Origin of the sequence: Poriferisphaera corsica, from assembly GCF_007747445.1 — a bacterium.
Lineage (GTDB): Bacteria > Planctomycetota > Phycisphaerae > Phycisphaerales > Phycisphaeraceae > Poriferisphaera > Poriferisphaera corsica.
Genome location: NZ_CP036425.1, coordinates 1,293,619 through 1,312,659, shown reverse-complemented (window position 1 = coordinate 1,312,659; position 19,041 = coordinate 1,293,619). Strand labels below are relative to the sequence as shown.

10 protein-coding genes are annotated in these 19,041 nt (G+C 43.8%); 4 read left to right on the top strand and 6 right to left on the bottom strand.

The window, feature by feature from the left end:
* Window positions 1-35: 35 nt before the first annotated feature.
* Window positions 36-4,169 (top strand): tetratricopeptide repeat protein, encoded by a 4,134-nt coding sequence (locus KS4_RS05260; RefSeq protein ID WP_145075602.1) that lies wholly within the window; start codon window positions 36-38, stop codon window positions 4,167-4,169.
* On the opposite strand, the gene KS4_RS05255 is transcribed toward KS4_RS05260, so the two are convergent.
* Both KS4_RS05255 and KS4_RS17510 read right to left on the bottom strand, forming a co-directional pair.
* Window positions 4,160-4,720 (bottom strand): phage portal protein, encoded by a 561-nt coding sequence (locus KS4_RS05255; RefSeq protein WP_145075599.1) that lies wholly within the window; start codon window positions 4,718-4,720, stop codon window positions 4,160-4,162. The two genes, KS4_RS05260 and KS4_RS05255, sit on opposite strands and share 10 nt — an antisense overlap.
* Before the next feature lie 135 nt (window positions 4,721-4,855).
* Window positions 4,856-5,008, bottom strand: a complete 153-nt coding sequence (locus tag KS4_RS17510) for a hypothetical protein (RefSeq protein WP_234698855.1) — start codon at window positions 5,006-5,008, stop codon at window positions 4,856-4,858.
* 219 nt (window positions 5,009-5,227) lie between these two features.
* Here KS4_RS17510 and KS4_RS05250 point away from each other — a divergent pair, with 219 nt between their 5' ends.
* Entirely contained in the window at window positions 5,228-5,725 is a 498-nt protein-coding gene (locus KS4_RS05250) for a site-specific integrase (protein WP_145075596.1), read from the top strand.
* 100 nt (window positions 5,726-5,825) lie between these two features.
* Here KS4_RS05250 and KS4_RS05245 read toward each other — a convergent pair whose 3' ends face one another.
* The 3 genes from KS4_RS05245 to KS4_RS05235 form a co-directional block, all read right to left on the bottom strand.
* Window positions 5,826-9,707: an efflux RND transporter permease subunit gene (locus KS4_RS05245; RefSeq protein ID WP_200761598.1), complete on the bottom strand. Its 3,882-nt coding sequence runs from the start codon at window positions 9,705-9,707 to the stop codon at window positions 5,826-5,828.
* Window positions 9,704-11,824 (bottom strand): efflux RND transporter periplasmic adaptor subunit, encoded by a 2,121-nt coding sequence (locus KS4_RS05240; protein ID WP_145075593.1) that lies wholly within the window; start codon window positions 11,822-11,824, stop codon window positions 9,704-9,706. Before KS4_RS05240 ends, KS4_RS05245 begins: the two co-directional genes overlap by 4 nt.
* A gap of 81 nt (window positions 11,825-11,905) precedes the next feature.
* The gene (locus KS4_RS05235; protein WP_145075590.1) at window positions 11,906-13,516 is read right to left on the bottom strand and encodes a TolC family protein; all 1,611 of its coding nucleotides are present in this window, start codon (window positions 13,514-13,516) and stop codon (window positions 11,906-11,908) included.
* A 185-nt stretch (window positions 13,517-13,701) separates the two neighbouring features.
* On the opposite strand from KS4_RS05235, the gene KS4_RS05230 reads away from it, so the two are divergent.
* Both KS4_RS05230 and KS4_RS05225 read left to right on the top strand, forming a co-directional pair.
* Window positions 13,702-14,337: a sigma-70 family RNA polymerase sigma factor gene (locus tag KS4_RS05230; protein WP_200761597.1), complete on the top strand. Its 636-nt coding sequence runs from the start codon at window positions 13,702-13,704 to the stop codon at window positions 14,335-14,337.
* Window positions 14,334-15,029: a hypothetical protein gene (locus tag KS4_RS05225; RefSeq protein WP_145075585.1), complete on the top strand. Its 696-nt coding sequence runs from the start codon at window positions 14,334-14,336 to the stop codon at window positions 15,027-15,029. The genes KS4_RS05230 and KS4_RS05225 overlap by 4 nt, the downstream gene beginning before the upstream one ends.
* Before the next feature lie 936 nt (window positions 15,030-15,965).
* On the opposite strand, the gene KS4_RS05220 is transcribed toward KS4_RS05225, so the two are convergent.
* Window positions 15,966-19,040, bottom strand: coding sequence for a restriction endonuclease (locus KS4_RS05220; RefSeq protein ID WP_145075582.1), 3,075 nt, complete (start codon window positions 19,038-19,040; stop codon window positions 15,966-15,968).
* Window position 19,041: the final 1 nt, after the last annotated feature.

The window sequence follows — 19,041 nt, the reverse complement described above, 5'->3', positions numbered from 1 at the left end:
CCTTTAACAGGTGCTATCAAATAGGGACTTATTCAATGGCACTTCATGCAACAGCTAAAAAACGAATCGTGATACTACTCACGGTTATTGTCATTATTGGTGTTACAATTAGTGGTTTGTGGTTTTATCGACAAGATCAAAATGAAGAACGTGTTAGTAATCTTTATGCGCAAGCAAATCAGTTATATGACGCAGGTGATTATCGCAAAGCCCTAGAGCCCATGTCAAAATATGTGCGTAATGAGCCGACGGATCTAGACGCTACGTATAAGCTTGTTGAAATTTATGAAAATGTTCCACAGCCTGGTGGACGCAATATTGCGGCTGCAGTCGGTAAGCTACAACAAATTGTTGATCAGAACTTTGATTATAAGGATGCTACTGAGCGATTACTTGATTATTACGTTCAATTTCAACAAAACGATGAAGCGAATCAAATCATTAATCAATTACTCGCGGCAGACCCTCAAAACATAGATGCTCTGGAAGCACAAGCGGTTATTGATAGCCGATTGAGACGTTTTAAAGAATCGCTTAACTCTGCAGATCAAGTGCTTGCACTTGATCCCGACAACTTCAGAATGCAATTATTGCGCATAGAGGTGCAAAATCAACTTGATGTTCCTGTAGACAAACTGATTGAAGAAGCTGAGAATCTTGCTGCTGCCAAACCAGATGATGCACGGTACAACTTAATTTTGTCATATGTGTATCAACTTGCACAAGATAGCTCCAAAAGTTTATCAAATCTCCAGAAGGCGGCTGCATACGAAACTTCTGATACGGATTACATCAACACTCTTATTCAATTTCTTGATGCTTCGGGATTGTTTTCACAGTCAATTAGCGTCCTTCAGAATGCTGCTGCGCGTACAGACGATCCTTTGATTCACGAGGCCTTGATCGTCAGATTAATGGAAGTATCAAGGTATAATGATGCATTAGATGTCATTGGCGAAATCAATCCGGAAAGCCCTGCAACAAACTTACGTATTCTGATGTACCAAACAATTGCGTTAACTTATACGGATCAAGAAGAGCAGGCAGATAAGAATGTCAATGCGTTGATCAAACGCAGCAATGATCCGCAATCTGAAACATTAGGTATCGCTTTAAAAGATGTTTTGATTGAGCAAGATGCCTCTTCATCAGAAACTGCTGAGAAAATTGAAACCGCAATCAAACATCATCCTTCATATGCATACTTATACTTATTTTTAGGCGAAGAATACAACAATTCGAATGAACTTGAAATGGCTATAGATGTATGGCAGAATGCAGCGAGGTTGCGACCAAGTTGGGCACAGCCACTTGCACAATTGTCATTGGTATATTTAGCTCAAGGTAAAACCGTTGAGGCCCAAGCATTAGCAACCGCGGCAGCACAACGAGATCAATCCAACCCATCTATTGCGGCAACATGGGCGTTAGCGACTGCTGCGAATATCAAACCTGATCAAAAGGATCAAGCTACCGATGTACTGAATGTTATCAAACAACTCGAAAATCGTGGCGTACAGGGCAATCAACTCCTACTGATGCAACTGACTTTATTGGAAAAAATAAATGATAAAGATCAAGCAAAACAAGTCATATTGGATGCCTTAGACAATGATAACGAGATCAATCAACAAACCTTGCTTTCTATCGCTAACCTAAGTCGAGGAATGAATCTGGGGTTATCAAATCGAATTTACGATAAAGTTCAGAACGATTTTGGGATGAATCCACAACTAGCATTGGCTAGGTCTATCGCCATGATGTCAGAGGGAAATGTAAACGAAGCAAATCAATATTTCAAAGATCAGTATCAACAGAATATCAATGATGAAGAAAAATTGAATTGGGATATCGCACAAGCAACATTCTGGCGAATAAATAATGATCCACGCTATATTGAATCATGGGAAGCAATTGCCAACAATTATCCCGACAGTGCGCGTGCACAGCAACTTGCGATTCGAGCTCTATCCGGAGAGGCGGACGCATTGCAGTCAGTTGAAAAAACACTAGAACGTTTAGAACAATTAACAGGTGCTGACAATATCAATGTAAGGATTGAGAGAGCACGAATACTACTCAATGCGAATAATACGGATCGTAATCCAGAAGAAGCCATTAAAATTTTAGAGAGCGTCATCAATGATTTTCCGGATCGAATTGAACCTCGACTCATGATTGCGAAAGCGTATGAGGAATCTGGTAATGTACCGATAGCGATGCGTGAGTTAGCTAATATATCTAAAAATAATCCTGATAATCCACGTGTTGCGATTGAACTTGCAAGAATGTATCAGTCGATCAGATCATTTAACTCATCAAGCAATCAATTGGATATTGTTAGGCAATCGCCTTTATCTACAGGAAATCAACTGAGTACCGCTGCACGTTTATATGCTGGGCAGAATGAAAACCGTTTGGCGTTATCGATCATTGAAAAACTCAAAAATGACAATCAATTAACCGAAAACGATCTTCTACTTGCTGCAGAGTTATATCGCCGTACTGATCAAAACGGGAAACTCCAACCACTACTAGCTAATTTCTTAACAAACCCTACTCCACGTAAATTAGCATGGTCTGCTGATTATTACGCATCAATTGGCGAAAACAACAAGGCTAATCAACTTATTGCGCAAATCAAAAACTTGAATTTAGGTGATGGCGTAGCGGAACAATATTTAGCGAACTATGCGGCTGCCCATCAAGATTTAGATAAAGCTCTCAATTTTGACATCCAGCGTACTGAGAAGCAGCCAAACAATCCAAATGCGTGGAGGCAGTTAATTGCGAGATATGTCATCAGAGGAGATGGGAATGATGCTGTCGCGGCGGCCACTACTGCTATGCAGCATATTGACAATGATTTATCGTTGAAAGCTTTTATTAACAATCAAAATGCTATTATTAAGTTTTCAGAACAACCGATCTACAGGCCAATCATACTCGGTGTCTTAGGTGATGCTGAAAATCGTACAATATCTTCCAAAATTTTGAATGAACTAACGATCGCAGACAAGCAGGATTTGAAAGCTTCCGATTTCGCTGATTTGATTAAACCAATTGCTAACAAACACCCAGGCGTATTAGCTCCGCAAAATCTCATCGCTGAAATATATCTTCGAACTGGTAAATTTGACGAAGCACTTCAGATTGCAGATAGAGTAGCTGTCAATTTTCCCGATTCTCCTTCGGCTGTACGAATTGCTACTGATGCACATATGGCGCTTGGTGAATGGAACGATGCAATTATAAGTGCGAATCAATGGATCAGTCGAAGTTCTGATGCAAAACTTGAAGCAAGTACACGAATCGCTGCTGCTCAAATTCAACTTAACCAAGCTTATAATGCAATCAGAACACTTAATCCCTATGTAGAGCAGGCTCAACAGCAACCCGATATTTTCCCGCAAATACTCACTCTCTATGGACAAGCACTTGCAAAAGATAATCGTATTCAACAAGCTGTTGAGTTTTATCAGCCATTATTTGAGAAAGCCCCTGAATGGCGTGCTATCGCTTTAAGAAGTGCAATACTTCCGACTAGAAATCCAAATGCCATAGCTGCGTGGCTAAAGCAGATTGAATCGAGTATTCCGGTTGATGATCTCGATCAGCAAGCTTTGCTAGCTGAGAGTTTATGGGATGTCGGCAATCGCTTTGACATGGATGAATCTAAGCAGCAAGCCATTTCTCTTATTGATAATATTGTTTCAAAACCTGAGGCACCAGCAACTGCATGGTTTATTCGAGGTGTAATTCATGAATCAAATGGGCAACTAAATGATGCAGCGATTAGCTATCGTGAAGCTATTAAAATCAATCCTGACCTGGCTTCTGCGAAAAATAATCTTGCATTCATTTTGATTCAACAGTCTCAGGCAAATAAAGAGGCGGCGTCATTAGCAGAGGAAGCGGTTAATGCCTCACCAGCAAATCCAAGTTTTCTTGATACGTTAGCTGCCGTTCAGTCTGCAAATAAAGATTATAAAAAGGCAATTGAAACACAGAAAAAGGCAATTACGTTAGAGCCAAACAATCCTTTATGGCGCGTCAACCTACTGAGGATTTACGAGAACGCTGGTATGGAGCATGACGCAAATGAGCTTAAAAGCGAACTGCAAAACCGTGGCATCCAGCTACCTAACCAACCAACGACTCAAAAATAACTCTCATTCCACGATCCTAGTTTGTGCCGCTTCAAACAGAATACGGTGTATGATTCGGGTATACCGAGGCGGTTAAGTCGAATGCCATCAACGTCATTGGCGTTTAAGTTGTACTGATCTTGCGGGGAGGCGATGCGTTCTGTTTCGATGAACTGTACATCCATCTGTACCAGCGAATCAAATTTTGGATTGGCGACTAAAACAGCAAAAACTTCACTGTCAGTTGTTTTAGCCATTCGCATAGTGCGGAGTTTTTCAGCAAGATTAACTGCTTGGCTCCAATCACTGAATGCATTTTCAATCTGACGATTGATTTGAACGTCTTCAGTTAAAACTTGAAGCTTCGGCCCGGTGCCGAAGCAGTCGTTGGCGATGGTAAGCACGATCCCCTTGGCGTAGCTGTTGTTGGCCACTTCGTAGCGAGCACGTTCACGGAGTTTGCGACGAACTTCTAGTGATGCTGATTGATCCGCTGAGTAACTATCTGCCATCGCCCAGTGTCGCACGTTCTCGCGTGTGGTTTGCGCTGCGTCATAACGCGCTCTGATCACAGCCGGTACTGCTTGCTGCGATTGATTGGGTGCATCGTGACGTTTGGATTTAAATCATGTATGCGAGAGACGCATCATGTTGCTCCGCCAGCTGAGCCGCCAAGGCTAATAGAAACTAGCCGAATACCGAGTCCTTTAGATCGGCTGGCCTTCTTGGATTCGAGCAGCACAGCCTGCAACAATCTGATCTTGCAGACTGTGCTGCTCGACCGATTCCGAATCGCCACTTGCCTTCCGTGGCCCGGCAGCATTCTCTCTGATCGTGTTGGTGGTCGTATCCTGTGCCATCATAAAACCCTATCCCCCCACTATCTCCCCTACACTCTCTATATCTATGTCAAAACGAAATTTGTCGTGCACTTATCGAAGATGAAATCTACCGCTTACTTCGAGCAGCAGAAATCAGACCGATTGCAGAGTTCGGCCACAAAAGCGTAATCAAAGACAAAACCAAGAAGAAAAGCCGAACTGACGTGGGAGAATATTGAAGAAGTCTATGAACGCGGCATGAAACATCTCTGCAATAGCAGAAGACGCCAAGCCAAGAAGCTCGCATTCCTCGGCAAGGAGCGGTCACTCATCTCTCGCACGCTGCTCTATACCGGCCTCCGCAAAAGCGAACTAGCCAGTGTTACGCTCGGGCAAGTCTATCTGGATGAGCGTACCCCATATCTGGAACTTCTGGCCAAAGACGAAAAAGCTGGTCGCGGCGCGATGATACCGTTGCGTGCTGATCTTGTTGAGCATCTAAGGTCACACATCCACCTGCCCCACAAAAAGCACCACACATTACAGCTTACTCACAACACACCGCTCTTCAAAATCACACAAGACATGATGCGTGTATTCGGCCGTGATCTTACAGCAGCCAGTATCGCTAAGTACGACCAGCGTGCCGTGTCGTCGATATTCACGCCCTTCGCCATACAATTGGCACCTACCTCGCTAAAGCACCACGCACCGCCATGTCCGCGATGCGTCACAGTAGTATTGAACTTACGATGAACGTTTATACAGATCCCGCTCTACTAGATGTTGCAGAAGCGGTGGAGGCATTGCTGAAATTCACCAACATAGTCTAATCAACCATATCTACATAAATCGGCTACCGCATATCATTTTGGGGAGTCCTGTCAATCATCTTCGTTACTGAAACTTCTTTTCTCATGCAATAGAGTACTGGAACAATGAACATGGTGATCAATTCAATCAGCATGCCTCCGACGCTTGGTATCGCCATGGGAATCATGATATCTGCGCCGCGGCCTGTCGCAGTCAACACGGGAAGCAATGCAAGAACGGTTGTTGCGGTCGTCATGAGGCATGGACGAACTCTTCGCTTACCGGCTTCAATAGTTAAAGATCGGATCCGTGCCTTTGTGAGTTGCTTTTGACCTTTGAATTTTTGCTTGAGGTAAGTTGCGATCACAACGCCATCATCCGTTGCAATACCAAAAAGTGCTAAGAAGCCAACCCAGACTGCAACGCTAAGATTAATTGGACGAACCTGAAACACCTCGCGCATGTTATGTCCAAGAAGATCAAAATCTAAGAACCAGCTCTGACCATATAACCAGATCAATATAAAACCACCAGCCCATGCAACAGCAATACCACAAAAGACGATTAATGTCGTCGTAATCTCTTTGAATTGCAAATATAAAATCACAAAAATAATCAAGAGTGCAATTGGTAGCACGATTTGCAGTGTTTTATTTGCTCGAATTTGATTTTCATAATTACCTGCGAATGAGTAGTTCACACCTGTAGGCAGAATCAGTTCGTTATTAGCCAACTTACTATCGAGGTATTTTTGGGACGCTTCAACAACATCAACTTCAGCAAAACCGCTACGTGGCCCAAACGTAACATAACCTACTAAAAATGTATCTTCACTACGGATCATCTGCGGACCGCGGCTGTATTCAATCATTGCCAATTGTGTTAACGGGATGTGTTGTCCTTCTGGTGTCGTAACTAGGACTTGCTCAAGTGTTTCCGGTGAATCGCGAAGTTCGCGAAGATAACGAACACGCACGCCATATCGTTCACGACCCTCAACCGTGCGCGTGATTGTAACACCGCCAACCGCAACTTCAATGACACGTTGTACATCTGCTATTGATAGCCCATAACGTTTAATTGCCTCGCGATCGATAATGATTTCCAAATAAGGTTTACCAACAATTCGATCCGCATTCACAGTCAATGGATCAATAGAAGGAATTTGCCGAAGCAATGATTCAAGTTCTAGAACGGTTTTTTCAATAGAAATAAGATCAGGGCCTCTTACCTTGATTCCCATCGGTGCGCGAAAGCCGCTTTCGAGCATAATGCGACGTGCTTCAATCGGCTGCAATTTCGGCGCGCCAGTAATACCCGGGATCGTTGTTACTTTTTGTATTTCACGCCATATATCATCAGGGCTACGAATATCATCACGCCATTGTCTGACACGTTTTCCTTCTTCATTGATAGCATATTCATCATTGTAATAAACAACACTCTCTAACATGAATATCGGCGCAGGATCCAGTGGCGAATCAACTCGGCCAATTTTCCCAACAACTTGCTTTACCTCTGGCACACTTGATGCCGCAGCATCAACCTGCTTCATCATATCCAATGCTTGTCCAAGCGAAGCATGTGGCATTGTTGTAGGCATTAAAAGAAACGATCCCTCGTCAAGCGCTGGCATAAACTCACGCCCCAAACCTGGAAACGTGTTATCTCCCCATTGCCAAATAGGATTGGCAATTACTCTTCCCGTATTCATGCCAAGCTTGTTGGCACTCCAAGGAACAAATGCAAAAATCTGTGCAAAACCAAGCCAAACACATAGCCCAACTATCAATATAAATGAAGGTAAACTAAGAAATAACCATCGGAATCGAAGGCACCAATCCAGCATTGTTGGATAAATCTGTATGAACAACTGGAACAGAAGTAATAATCCACCAATTACTGAAACGACAAAAAGTAGATTGTAAAAGAATCCAGACTCCGGTCCCAATGGCTCCCATAGGTAACTCAACACAATACCTATAATCAATGCAAATAGCACATTGATACCCCGTCGACACCATCGTATAAAAATATCTGGTCGAATCCGGTTATATATACGCTTAATAGCAAACCATGTTTTAGACAATCTCTTATATGACTTGACTAAAGATTGTAGTCTTTGCTTGCCCCATGAAAATTTCGGTACATTTCGTTTCCTCCACACAAAAAACATCAAATGTGCTAATGGCGGAATGATTGTTAGTGCAACGATAATTGATGCGACTAAGGTGAATGTTTTAGTGAATGCGAGCGGCTTAAACAGCTTGCCCTCCGAACCAATCATCGTAAAAACGGGCAAAAAACTAACAATGGTTGTCATGACCGCAGTTAAAACCGCACCACCGACTTCAGTGGATGCTTCGTACACTAACCGTTGCGAATTTGTATTACCCGAATCTTCCTGCTGCCTTTTAAGAATATTCTCAGTTAGAACGATCCCCATATCCACTACGGTACCAATCGCAATCGCAATACCTGACAATGCGACAATGTTCGCATCCACATGAAATATTTTCATCGCGATAAAAGCCATTAATACCGCAAGTGGCAGCGTCAAACTAATAATCAAACTTGCACGAAGGTGAAACACCATAATAACAACAACAATGATCGTAATCAGTACCTGTTGAATCAGCGCATCATTAAGTGTTTGAAGCGTTTCCTGAATCAGTTCACTACGATCATAAAAAGGAATAATAGAAATGGTGCTTTTGTTTAGCCATTGAGGCCAACTGTCATATGAATGACTGTTCATCCACTCAAGCCAGGCATCCTGATTCAGCAACATACTTTGCGAAATAAAGCCATCAATATTCTGTGTATCTGCAAATTGCCTGACTTGAGAAGCCTTTACGTTTCCCCAATCAATAACAGCCTTGCTTGGTAAACCGGGAGATATTTCCTCAATTTTATCTTTAACGTTGTTTATTGCAGCAAGCGGATTCTCGCCAAATCGAGCTACAACAACGCCACCAACCGCTTCTGCTCCCCCCTTGTCTAATGCACCCCGCCGTTCTGCAGGGCCAATGGTTATATGCGCTACTTCATTCAAAGTGATCGGCACGTTATTGATAGATTTAATAACTGCTTTTTCGAGATCAGCAACACCTTTAATCCAACCGACGCCACGAATCAGATATTCAACACGGTTTACTTCAATGGTTCGAGCGCCAACTTCCTGATTCGAGTTGCGTACCGTATTAAAAATATCTTCAAGGCTAATCTCATGAAGACGCATCGCATCGGGATCAACATCAATCTGATATTCACGTACGTAGCCACCAATTGACGCCACTTCAGAGACACTCTGAGCTGACATTAATCCATAACGTACATACCAATCTTGTACACTTCGCAGTTCTTCAAGATTCCAACCGCCTGCTGGATTACCTTTGGGATCACGACCTTCTAATGTATACCAAAAGACTTGCCCTAAAGCGGTTGCATCAGGCCCGAGACGCGGGTTCGTTGATTCAGGCAACGTATCAGCAGGCAGACTACTTAATTTTTCTAACAGGCGACTGCGTGACCAATAAAAATCCACATCATCATTAAAGATCACAAAAATCGTTGAAAAACCAAAGTAGGAAAAACTCCGCACGCTTTTAACACCCGGCACGCCAAGCAATGAAACAGTTAATGGATACGTGATTTGATCTTCAATATCTTGTGGGCTTCTGCCAGGCCAATCAGTAAAGATGATTTGCTGATTCTCACCGGTATCTGGAATCGCATCCACAGCAACAGGATCACGAGGCAAATCTCCAACATTCCAATCAAAAGGCGCAACCATAATCCCCCATGCGACAATCAATATCGCCATGAGAAGCACAATCAGCTTTTGCTGTATGCAAAAACCAATAACGCGGTTTAATACGCCATCATTTCTATCTGCAAGCTGGACATCATGGTCATCGTTCACCGCCCAGCCTCCTGGTCATTTTTCTGGATATCTTGGATTTCACCGCAGGTCAACATCGAGGCGCCAAAATATGGATTGCGAATATTCTTTCCTGCTTGCAGCCAATGTGCGCCTGTAAAATCACGCGCCATTGGGCAAAAAGCCAAATTAATATCTACATCACGACTACCGCTTGGCATTGCCCGCACCAGTTTAATCATTTGAGTAGAATACGGCGCGAAATGTTCACGTAAGCTTTCGATATCATCCGCTTGTGCCATCACATCGCATTGTTTTGCTATTTGATCAGTATGCTGCTGAATGATTTTCGACATGGCTAAATCAGAATTTTCTACAGACTCATCATCCGTTCTGGCGATTAGTTTTGATAGCTCCTGCAATTGCTCCTGACTATCTTTTACATTTTTTTCAGCTTGAGTAAGATCATCATCTGCAAGCGCTTTGCTCATTGCCAAATATTGATTGATGAGTTTATTTATGCCTTTTTCGATTGGAATTGTTTCAGGATTAAACTGAATCTGAGAACCATGATCTGTATGAGTATCCTCTGCCTGCATATCAACATTTTGAGAAATCATTTGCATATCACCATGATCCATTCCTCCGTGCCCAGGCAGACTACCACCACCTTCAGGTGACATCATGCTCGGCTTTGCTTGGATTTGCAGCGCGCTATCAATACTAAAATTGCCTGAAGTAACGACTAAATCATCTTCCTGTAATCCACTTTCGACAATGTACTGTTCACCCGCCCGAGGTCCCAATATAATTTCGCGTCCTTCAAATGTTGGCCTTGATTGACCGGGGACACTGACATATACAACAGCACGTCGACCTGTTAATAACACAGATGATCGGGGAATTAATAGTGGCAATGTGGTTTCAAATTCTTGAATACTGGTGTAGCCGAGTGATTCCGCAGATACAAGAGGCATACCACAAACGCTACAATTGTCTGCCTCATTAGACACCTCCTCTGGGTGCATAGGACATATATACTTATCAGCTAAATCTGGATCTATTACACGCCCCGCGCTGCTTGTTGTTGCATTAATCTCCGCGCTGGCGAGCATGCCGGGCTTTAGGATCCGCTCGGTATTAGGCACATTAACACGTACCTGAACTGTACGGCTTGCCTCATTAAGTACAGGAGAGATAAACGCAATGGTTCCCGTAAACTCGCGACCCGGAATCGCCTGAACGCTAAAGCTAACGGTCTGCCCATATCGAAGCCACGCAAGATCAGATTCATAGGCTGATAAGTTCAACCAAAGTTGCGATAAATCCGCAATAGTGTAGATCCGCGTACCGGTCTCAACATATGAGCCTTGATTCGCATTTTTATTGACTACAACGCCGCTATTAAGCGCGTACAATGTGACGCGTTCACTTGCAGTTCCTCTTTGCTCTATCTTGTTAATTTGCTCCGGACTTAGCCCCCACAATCTGAGTTTATCACGAGCCGCTTTAAGCAATAACTGATTCGTCCGCTTAACTTGCAAATTTGTAACACTCGATGCTGCTTTCTGTACACGAAGAGCCTGCAGTAATTCTTCTTGAGCAGTAAATACAGCAGGACTATAGATTTCAGCGAGATGATCACCTTTGCGAACAGGCGTACCCGTATAATCAACGAATAGACGGTCAAGTCGCCCACCAAACCATGCGGTGATATAGGTTAAACGTGTTTCGTCATAATCAATTTTGCCGACAAGATCAATATTGATCACCGCCGGTGCACGGATAACGGGTGTTACTTCAATATCGAGAAGCGCAACAGCCTGACTCGATAACGTGATGCGTCTTTCGCTACTCGTGCTATCGGATTCACTGTTATTGTCAGGTTCATTGTCTGCTACCGGTATCAATGCCATTCCACAAATAGGGCATTTCGCATCAGGATCACTCAATCTTACTTGCGGGTGCATTGAGCACGTGTACATCTGCGTTGATTGCTTCGACAAATTGTGAGCATCTTCACCGCCTTGTACATCTGAATGATCATGAATAGCTTGATTTAACGTGCTTGTTGATTGGCCGCTCGCATCATATGAAATATAGATACTCATCAAGAAAAGCGTAGTCAATGACAAAGTTATTATCTGTCGAATTTGCATAGAACGGTCTCCAGTGACGGTGTAATCATCCCACCTTCATAAGTTAAACGTGATACGATCAACTTATCGTTCAATAACTGATTATTTTTGATCAGGAGACATTTCCATCTGTTGCTCTGATTCCATTTCCTTTTGCTGCTCAGGACCAGGATTCTCCCCTGCTATTTCATTCTGAATAATATTATTAATTTCATTTTGCCCTTTATTCGATCGATTTGCTCTTATGTCACGTCCGACAGCCTCACGTAAGTCAGCGAATGCCTGTTCAAGCTCAGCAACATTGCGATACTGCAACAACTCGAAACGAAGCAATTGTTGCCAATTATCAATCAGCGTCAGGAAATCTAACTCGCCCGTTTGATAGCCACTCACCGAAGCATCAACAGCTTGCCTTGCCTGTGGCAAAATCTGATCCCGAAACAAGACGACTTCATCACGCTGCGCCTCAACATTCGCAAGCGAATCTAAGACATCAAAAGCAACGACATTATTCGCATCACGCAAAGCTGCCAAAGATTCATTGACTCCATGATACGCTTCGAATTTTGCGCCCTGAATCCGTTTGGTCCAAATTGGAATTGTAAAACCTAACGTGATCCACCATTGATCTTCACCGCTAATACTCTCCACTGGTCCATTGTTTCTAACTGGCCCATAAACAAAACCAAGTAAAAAATCTGGATAATTCTCTAAGCGAGCAAGCTTTAATTGTTCACGATACCGTCCAACCATAGACTTCGCGCCTTGAATCGAAGGGTTATATAGTTGTGCTTGCTCAAGCAGTCGTTTCTTATTTATATCGAAATCAGTCATTTCTACATCTGGAGGATCAGGCAAAAGAGTATTAGGCTGACGGTTCATTAATTGATTTAGCATGGCCGTTGCAACAATCTTTTGCTCACGAAACTGTACAAGTTGTTCATTCAGCACACCGATCTCAACACCCGCACGCAACACGTCTTGAACGCTCGTTTGCCCAGCCCTTACACGGGCCTCGGCAATGCGTTGAAATTGATCAAGAAGCTGATAATTTGCCCTCGTTACTTCAATGCCTCTTACTGCATAATACAAACGCCAAAAAGCTCGCCTTGTATCAGCTACAACCTGAAGCTTGACACGCTCCATATCTGCTGCAGCAACCTCAGCTTCTTGTTCAATAATTAATCCACGCGCTTTTAGTTTCCCCGGAAAGGGAATCCTCTGTCTAATGCCCGAGCGGAATTCCACCTGCCCCGCAGCGGTTTGTGGCAAATTGCCAACTTCAAAGAAGGCTTCCGGGAAATCTAAGCTTCTAGCTTGTGGCGCAATCTTGCCGATTCGTTTCACTCGCTCTGAAGCTGCTAGGATCGCCGGATTACGCTCTAATGCAGTTTGAACATACCACTCAACCCCCCGATCAACCGAATGTTCACCTCCAGTTGCCGCGCTAAATTTTATGCCTGACGTGATATTGGACAACGAATTAGGTGTTTGCACTGATTCTGCACCACGATCAAGCTGCCGTTTTGTGCGTTCTGTAATCTGCTTCTTCAGATCGTCTTCCCAGTCACTATACCTCCCCCACTCCTTATCCATGCGGGCATACGTACTTTCATTCCAATCACGAAACGGTTCTGGACCACATCCCGCTACCAATCCTGTAAACGATGTAGCTACAGCAAGATATAACCATCCAGATGTTTTTTTGCTCATTCGACATCCCTATTACAATGACTCTTCCGCATAGACAAACGTAACTACACCAAATAAAGGTTCATTCAAGGCCAAAAAATAACTACTGCAACATAGAAATGATCCCATCCGATAAAATCGGTTACTTTTTTCGCAATTCGATAGAATTAGTGAACCAATTTCTACAGACTATGCGTTATGTACATATGTTTAAGATCGACACAAAATCTTCTGAACATGCTGAATCATTAAAGAAGCAGTTTGAAAACCACCTCAAACCACAACTCCCCAGCTTGCTCAGAGTTGCTACATACATGACTCACAACCATGCTCAGGCTGAAGATCTCGTGCAAGAAGCAGCACTTCGGGCTCAAAAATCCTTTAAACGATTTAAGCTAGATACAAACTTTCAGGCCTGGCTGTTTACGATCTTAAAAAACGCTCACATAGACATGCTTCGACGTGAAAAGAAATTTAAGAACAATGTTTCAATTCATGCCACACAAGAAAACAACTTGTCAGCCCCAACTGAATCGGAAGCATTCTTCATGCAAGAAGATTCTCCCGAGTTAATCCTTAATCGTTTTGAGGATCAAGTCGTGATTGACGCGCTAAAAAAAATACCTTTAAACATTCGGCTTACCTTGCTCTTAGTTGATGTCGAACAACTCAATCATGCCGATGCCGCAAGTGCTCTCAATGTCCCCGTGGGCACAATTAAATCACGCACTCATCGCGGGCGTGCCATGCTCAGGAATCTCCTTTACCAATATGCCATCGAAAACAATATAGCATCTAAGCACACGTCACCAAACAACCAAAGAACCGAGGTGATGTTATGAATCAAAACAACGATTATAGAAATATCAGCCAATTAGATGACGCGACAACACAACGTTTACGAAAGTTGAAAAATGCGCATTCTGCTCATCCAGAAGAACAACTAGTCTCGGAACGCATTATCAATCGACTTCAGCAAACATCTACAAACGCAATGCAAGACCGTTCTTTTGCTATCTACAAGCAATTGGGCGTTGCTGCTTCTGTAGTGCTGGCCGCGATCATATCATTGATTCTTATTTTTGGAACAACTTCAAATACTGCTCATGCTCAAGTAGTTAGCCTTCAATCACTGCATTCACAGCTAGCTAATAGCAATGGTGTTCTTATTAATAATGTTGATCTGCTTAATCGTGAAATAGCCGCACAGACAAATCGTACGGCTGATGAAAATTGGTCACCTCAGTATGTAGAATCTTGTTGCTTGACGAATGTGAAAGGAAAGATCCTTGCAGCATGTTCTTATCAACTCGGCAATCAAGTAGCTAGCATTGTCGTTGCAGAAGGCAAGGATTTTGCGATACCAATGGGCGAAACTATCATTCTAAATGACATAACGCTATATAAGCACTCATTATTAGATTCAAGTACATTAAATATGGTAATGGTTAATTTGGACAATCGTTGGCTTTGTGTGATGGGAAATGCTTCATATGATGAATTAATCAATATTACTGCAAAAATTAAATTCTAATGAATCTATATAACGATCACTCAATTTTTGATTCAATAAAGAACTATCCTGAGATGATTTCATAGTCCCAGCACTCACTAAGGATTACTTCATACCTTTCTTTCACAAGTCCAGCCATCTGCGACTCACATTTTCGATCACCGTTTTGCTACTACAATGTTTTGCGGTGGCGGATCGGCTCGCTCATTCTTCAGGCCAGCGGCCCATACACCCTGTTCATGCTTATACTGGTCAACAAGCTGAATCATGGCGAAGGACATACCGATCAGATGACTAAAGACCTTGTTAAGTGGGTACTAATGCTTCTTGAGATTACCACCTAAAATACCAAAAACTCCCTAAAATCAGCCCAACAAAACAAGCGCTTCTTAGCAATATGGATACGAATCCTTGCACGAAACTCAGGTCGCAACTGACCGCCATTGCCTCAACTGTCGCCGTGAAACAAAAACTATAATCTTTACTCCACCACCCTATCTCAATAAACATCAAACACATAGAAAAACGACAGGCAACGTATGTCACCTGTCGTCATGTTCTGTCGCCTAATTTCATTAGGCAAAAGGCCAAAGCGGGTGAAGAGGCTCGAACTCTCGACATTCAGCTTGGGAAGCGTTGTTTGACTCAATGTATCTTTCGAACACATCGTTAGTTATGTATTAGATATGGCACGCAGGTACGAGTGCTTGTAAATGAATAATTCAACCTAGGTGCCAGTTCATTTGTATGCAAAACCAACATATAAAGCATCACATAATGGCCTTCTCCTATGAAGGATACCAGTTGTTAAATTTGATGAACAGACATTTGATCTTGACCCATTCAACGGATGCAAGAAATTGATGGATAAGCAGCATCATCTACTAACTTCCTCGCAATTGGTGGCGTGGCGTACGTCATCATATTTTTTAAAGGAGAATGTTACTACGCGGGCTACTAAACCTGATCTGAACTAGAACAAACAGCGTAATCGACTCCCAAAGCCTCAAAGTGCTTGCGGGCACATCGGATCTTAAACCGTTCACTTTCCCGTAGCGATTCTTCTACGAGCGTATCTTTCGTTTCCCGCACGAGGTAAAGAACTGGCTCTCCGTGACCATCATTTTTGATAACAACCCAGTCCGGATTATAGTCCCCCACGGGTGTAGGCACCTTGAATGTGTTAGGGAGTTTGGCAAAGCACAGGACATCGCCGCGATTTTGCATGTCCAAGGCAAATTTGTATTCCACATTAGAATCAACGGCGACCGGCTGTGTGAGACTTCGAAGTGGTGTGCCGTCTTCCTCAGGTAGGTTAACGATGCGGTCCAAACTATGGGCAATCTCTTTTCCATCAAGCTCGTTTAGTTTCCGCTGTTCATAACAAGTTCCCCCGATTGGTTCGTAAGTGACCCCCTCAACCAATTCTGAAGAAAGGGTGTGGCGAATCAAACGAGTGCAATCTTCTAGATAGCGTGCGGGGTGTTTACTGAAGTTCGCAAATGTGCCAGAGTCTTTCAGGATACTCGACAAGCTTTTGCGACTCAGATCAATTCGGGCAGACAGATAACTCAAGGGATCAGGTAGACGCTCAGCAAAATCAACATGCTCCGCTCGATTTTCACGCACTTTCCCAGAAGAGACACCTTTGGCTGATACCTGAAGATCGCTGGTTGTGATTTCTACTTTTCGGTTAATGTCATGAATATCAAAATGGCTCTTGAGCGATTTTGCAGCAGTCTTAATCAGATTACAAGAATCGATGTTAAGCCGGTAACGTGTTCGTTGCGACACCTTCTTCCACATGGTCTGGAAGGCGGGATGATCGAGGATTGACTTATTCAGTTTGATCTTGGTACGAGGTTTATCAGGCCGAATGTGGTGTTCGATTTTGTGCTCAAGAAGTATTTTCTCGATCTCGGTACTAAAGGGCCTGAATTTGCTCGACAGTTGCTCTGGCATAGTCTTGAAGTCTGGGTTTTCAACTAGCTTATTCTCAGCATCTAAAAGACCAGCATCCTTCAACTCACGGTGGAGTTTGCTTGCCTTCTCGAAACCGACAGGTCCTTCTGTAGACTCCAGCTCCGCAAAAGCACGTGGAAGTACGACCCCAAACGTTACGCCGCATTCCTCTTGGAATTCATTCTGTAAACCCTTGGCATACGATGTGTAATCTTCCGCACCAACAACAGTCAGCTCATTGATGACCTTATCGCGGATACGAACACCACTCGCATCTACCGGCAAACGTAGGCCTCGGCCCAATTCTTGCCGACGCCGGGTTGCGGTCTGTGCACCGCCTAGCTTACAAATCTGGAATACGTTGGGATTATCCCAACCTTCGCGCAACGCTGAGTGGCTAACGATGATCCGTAACGCCTCATCTGGATCAAGAAGCATGCCCTTTTTGCGCATGATCTTTTCATATGCAGACTCATCAGCCTTGGTGTTACCCTTGGTGTCTTTAGCTCTACCTTTATTGTCTTCGGCAAAATAGCCATCGTGCAGATCATTGTTAGCATGCGTTAGTGCAGGTAATCCAGCAAACCGGCTGTCTTTACGAAATTTGTTTAGAGCCTCTTCAATCCATGTATACACCTTGCCCGACAATTTCTTGCCTTCTTCGTCGTATTTTCGATAGTCCGCAACCTTATCAAGAAATATCAAAGACAACACTTTGATGCGGCGGTCCTGATCATCACCACCTTCATCTTTGCCGATTGCTAAACGTCCTTGTAATTGCTTTTCTTTAAGAAGATGTTTTTCGACTGTCTTAATAACCATGGCTTCTAGCACATACTCATCGACTTGTCCGTCTCCTTCACCCTCAAGGAAGTAACGTGGCTGACCGTGGATGTTAATCTCCACGCCACTATCAATTGAGATCCCGTCAACGCGCATGCCAGTGTAGGCACTGTTGCCTTTGGATACTTTGGATGAATCTAACTCTTCGCCACTCTTCCCATTGACAGGCCCTTTCACAGTCACCTTCTTCAGCTTTGGTGTGCCTTTTGCATTCAGGGCAAGAAGCTCCAGATCGGCACTGGGTTTTTTATCTTTGCCTTTGTAGCCTACTCGGATGCATTTAAGTACTGCCCCGGCAGGAAGCCCGCCTTCACGAACGGATGTAACCACGATACCCTTGACCAGCTCTTTTCGTCTCGCTTCGATTGGCCCCAAGTCATACACCATGTTGTACGGCTCTTTGTGCGTTGCAGAATAACGCAAGCAGAACATCGGGTTCAGGCGACGAATCGCAGCTTTGCTCTTGAGTGTACTGTCAACGCTCTGGGGCTCATCGATAATGACAATCGGATTGCAATCGCGCACAAACTCGATTGGTGCCTTTCCATTCATTTTGTCCCAGTTTGGCTTGTAGATCACGTTTCCACTACGTTTAGCCTCTTCCTCAGTATGATCGACATCCGCATCCTTGATAAAGGCTTGGATATTGATGATGCAGACTGAAAGGCAACTGTTACGGGCAAAGGCCGCCAGCTCCGTCGGTTTCTTGCCGTCGTAAACAAAAAAGTCCATCGGCTCACCGTTGTATAGCTCCCGCAGATGCTGATCCGTATCTCGCAGACTCTGCAGCACACCTTCACGGATCGCCACGGAAGGTACGACGATAAAAAACTTGCTCCAGCCATACTCCGCATGCATTTCACGCATCGTACGCAGGTAGACATAAGTCTTACCTGTGCCCGTTTCCATACTGATTGTGAAGTTCATCGGGGCCGGCGCATCGGTATCATCAGGCAGTTCTGGAATCAAGCAACGATCCGGCATCAACCCTTGTCTGTCCTGAGCTGCTCGCAGATTCTTGAGGATTTGTTCCCGTTTGATGTCGAGCTGGTTTGCCAGTGTTTGGCCGTTTTGATAGAGCCCAGCGTTTGTACCGCCTACTTCGATCGAGAGGTTCCCATTGATTTGGCCGTTGCGAGGTTGACCATCAAACAGCTTAACCGTGGATTCGATTGCATCCAGTTGAAACTGCTGTTTGGGATCAAATTGAAAATGTACATCAGACATG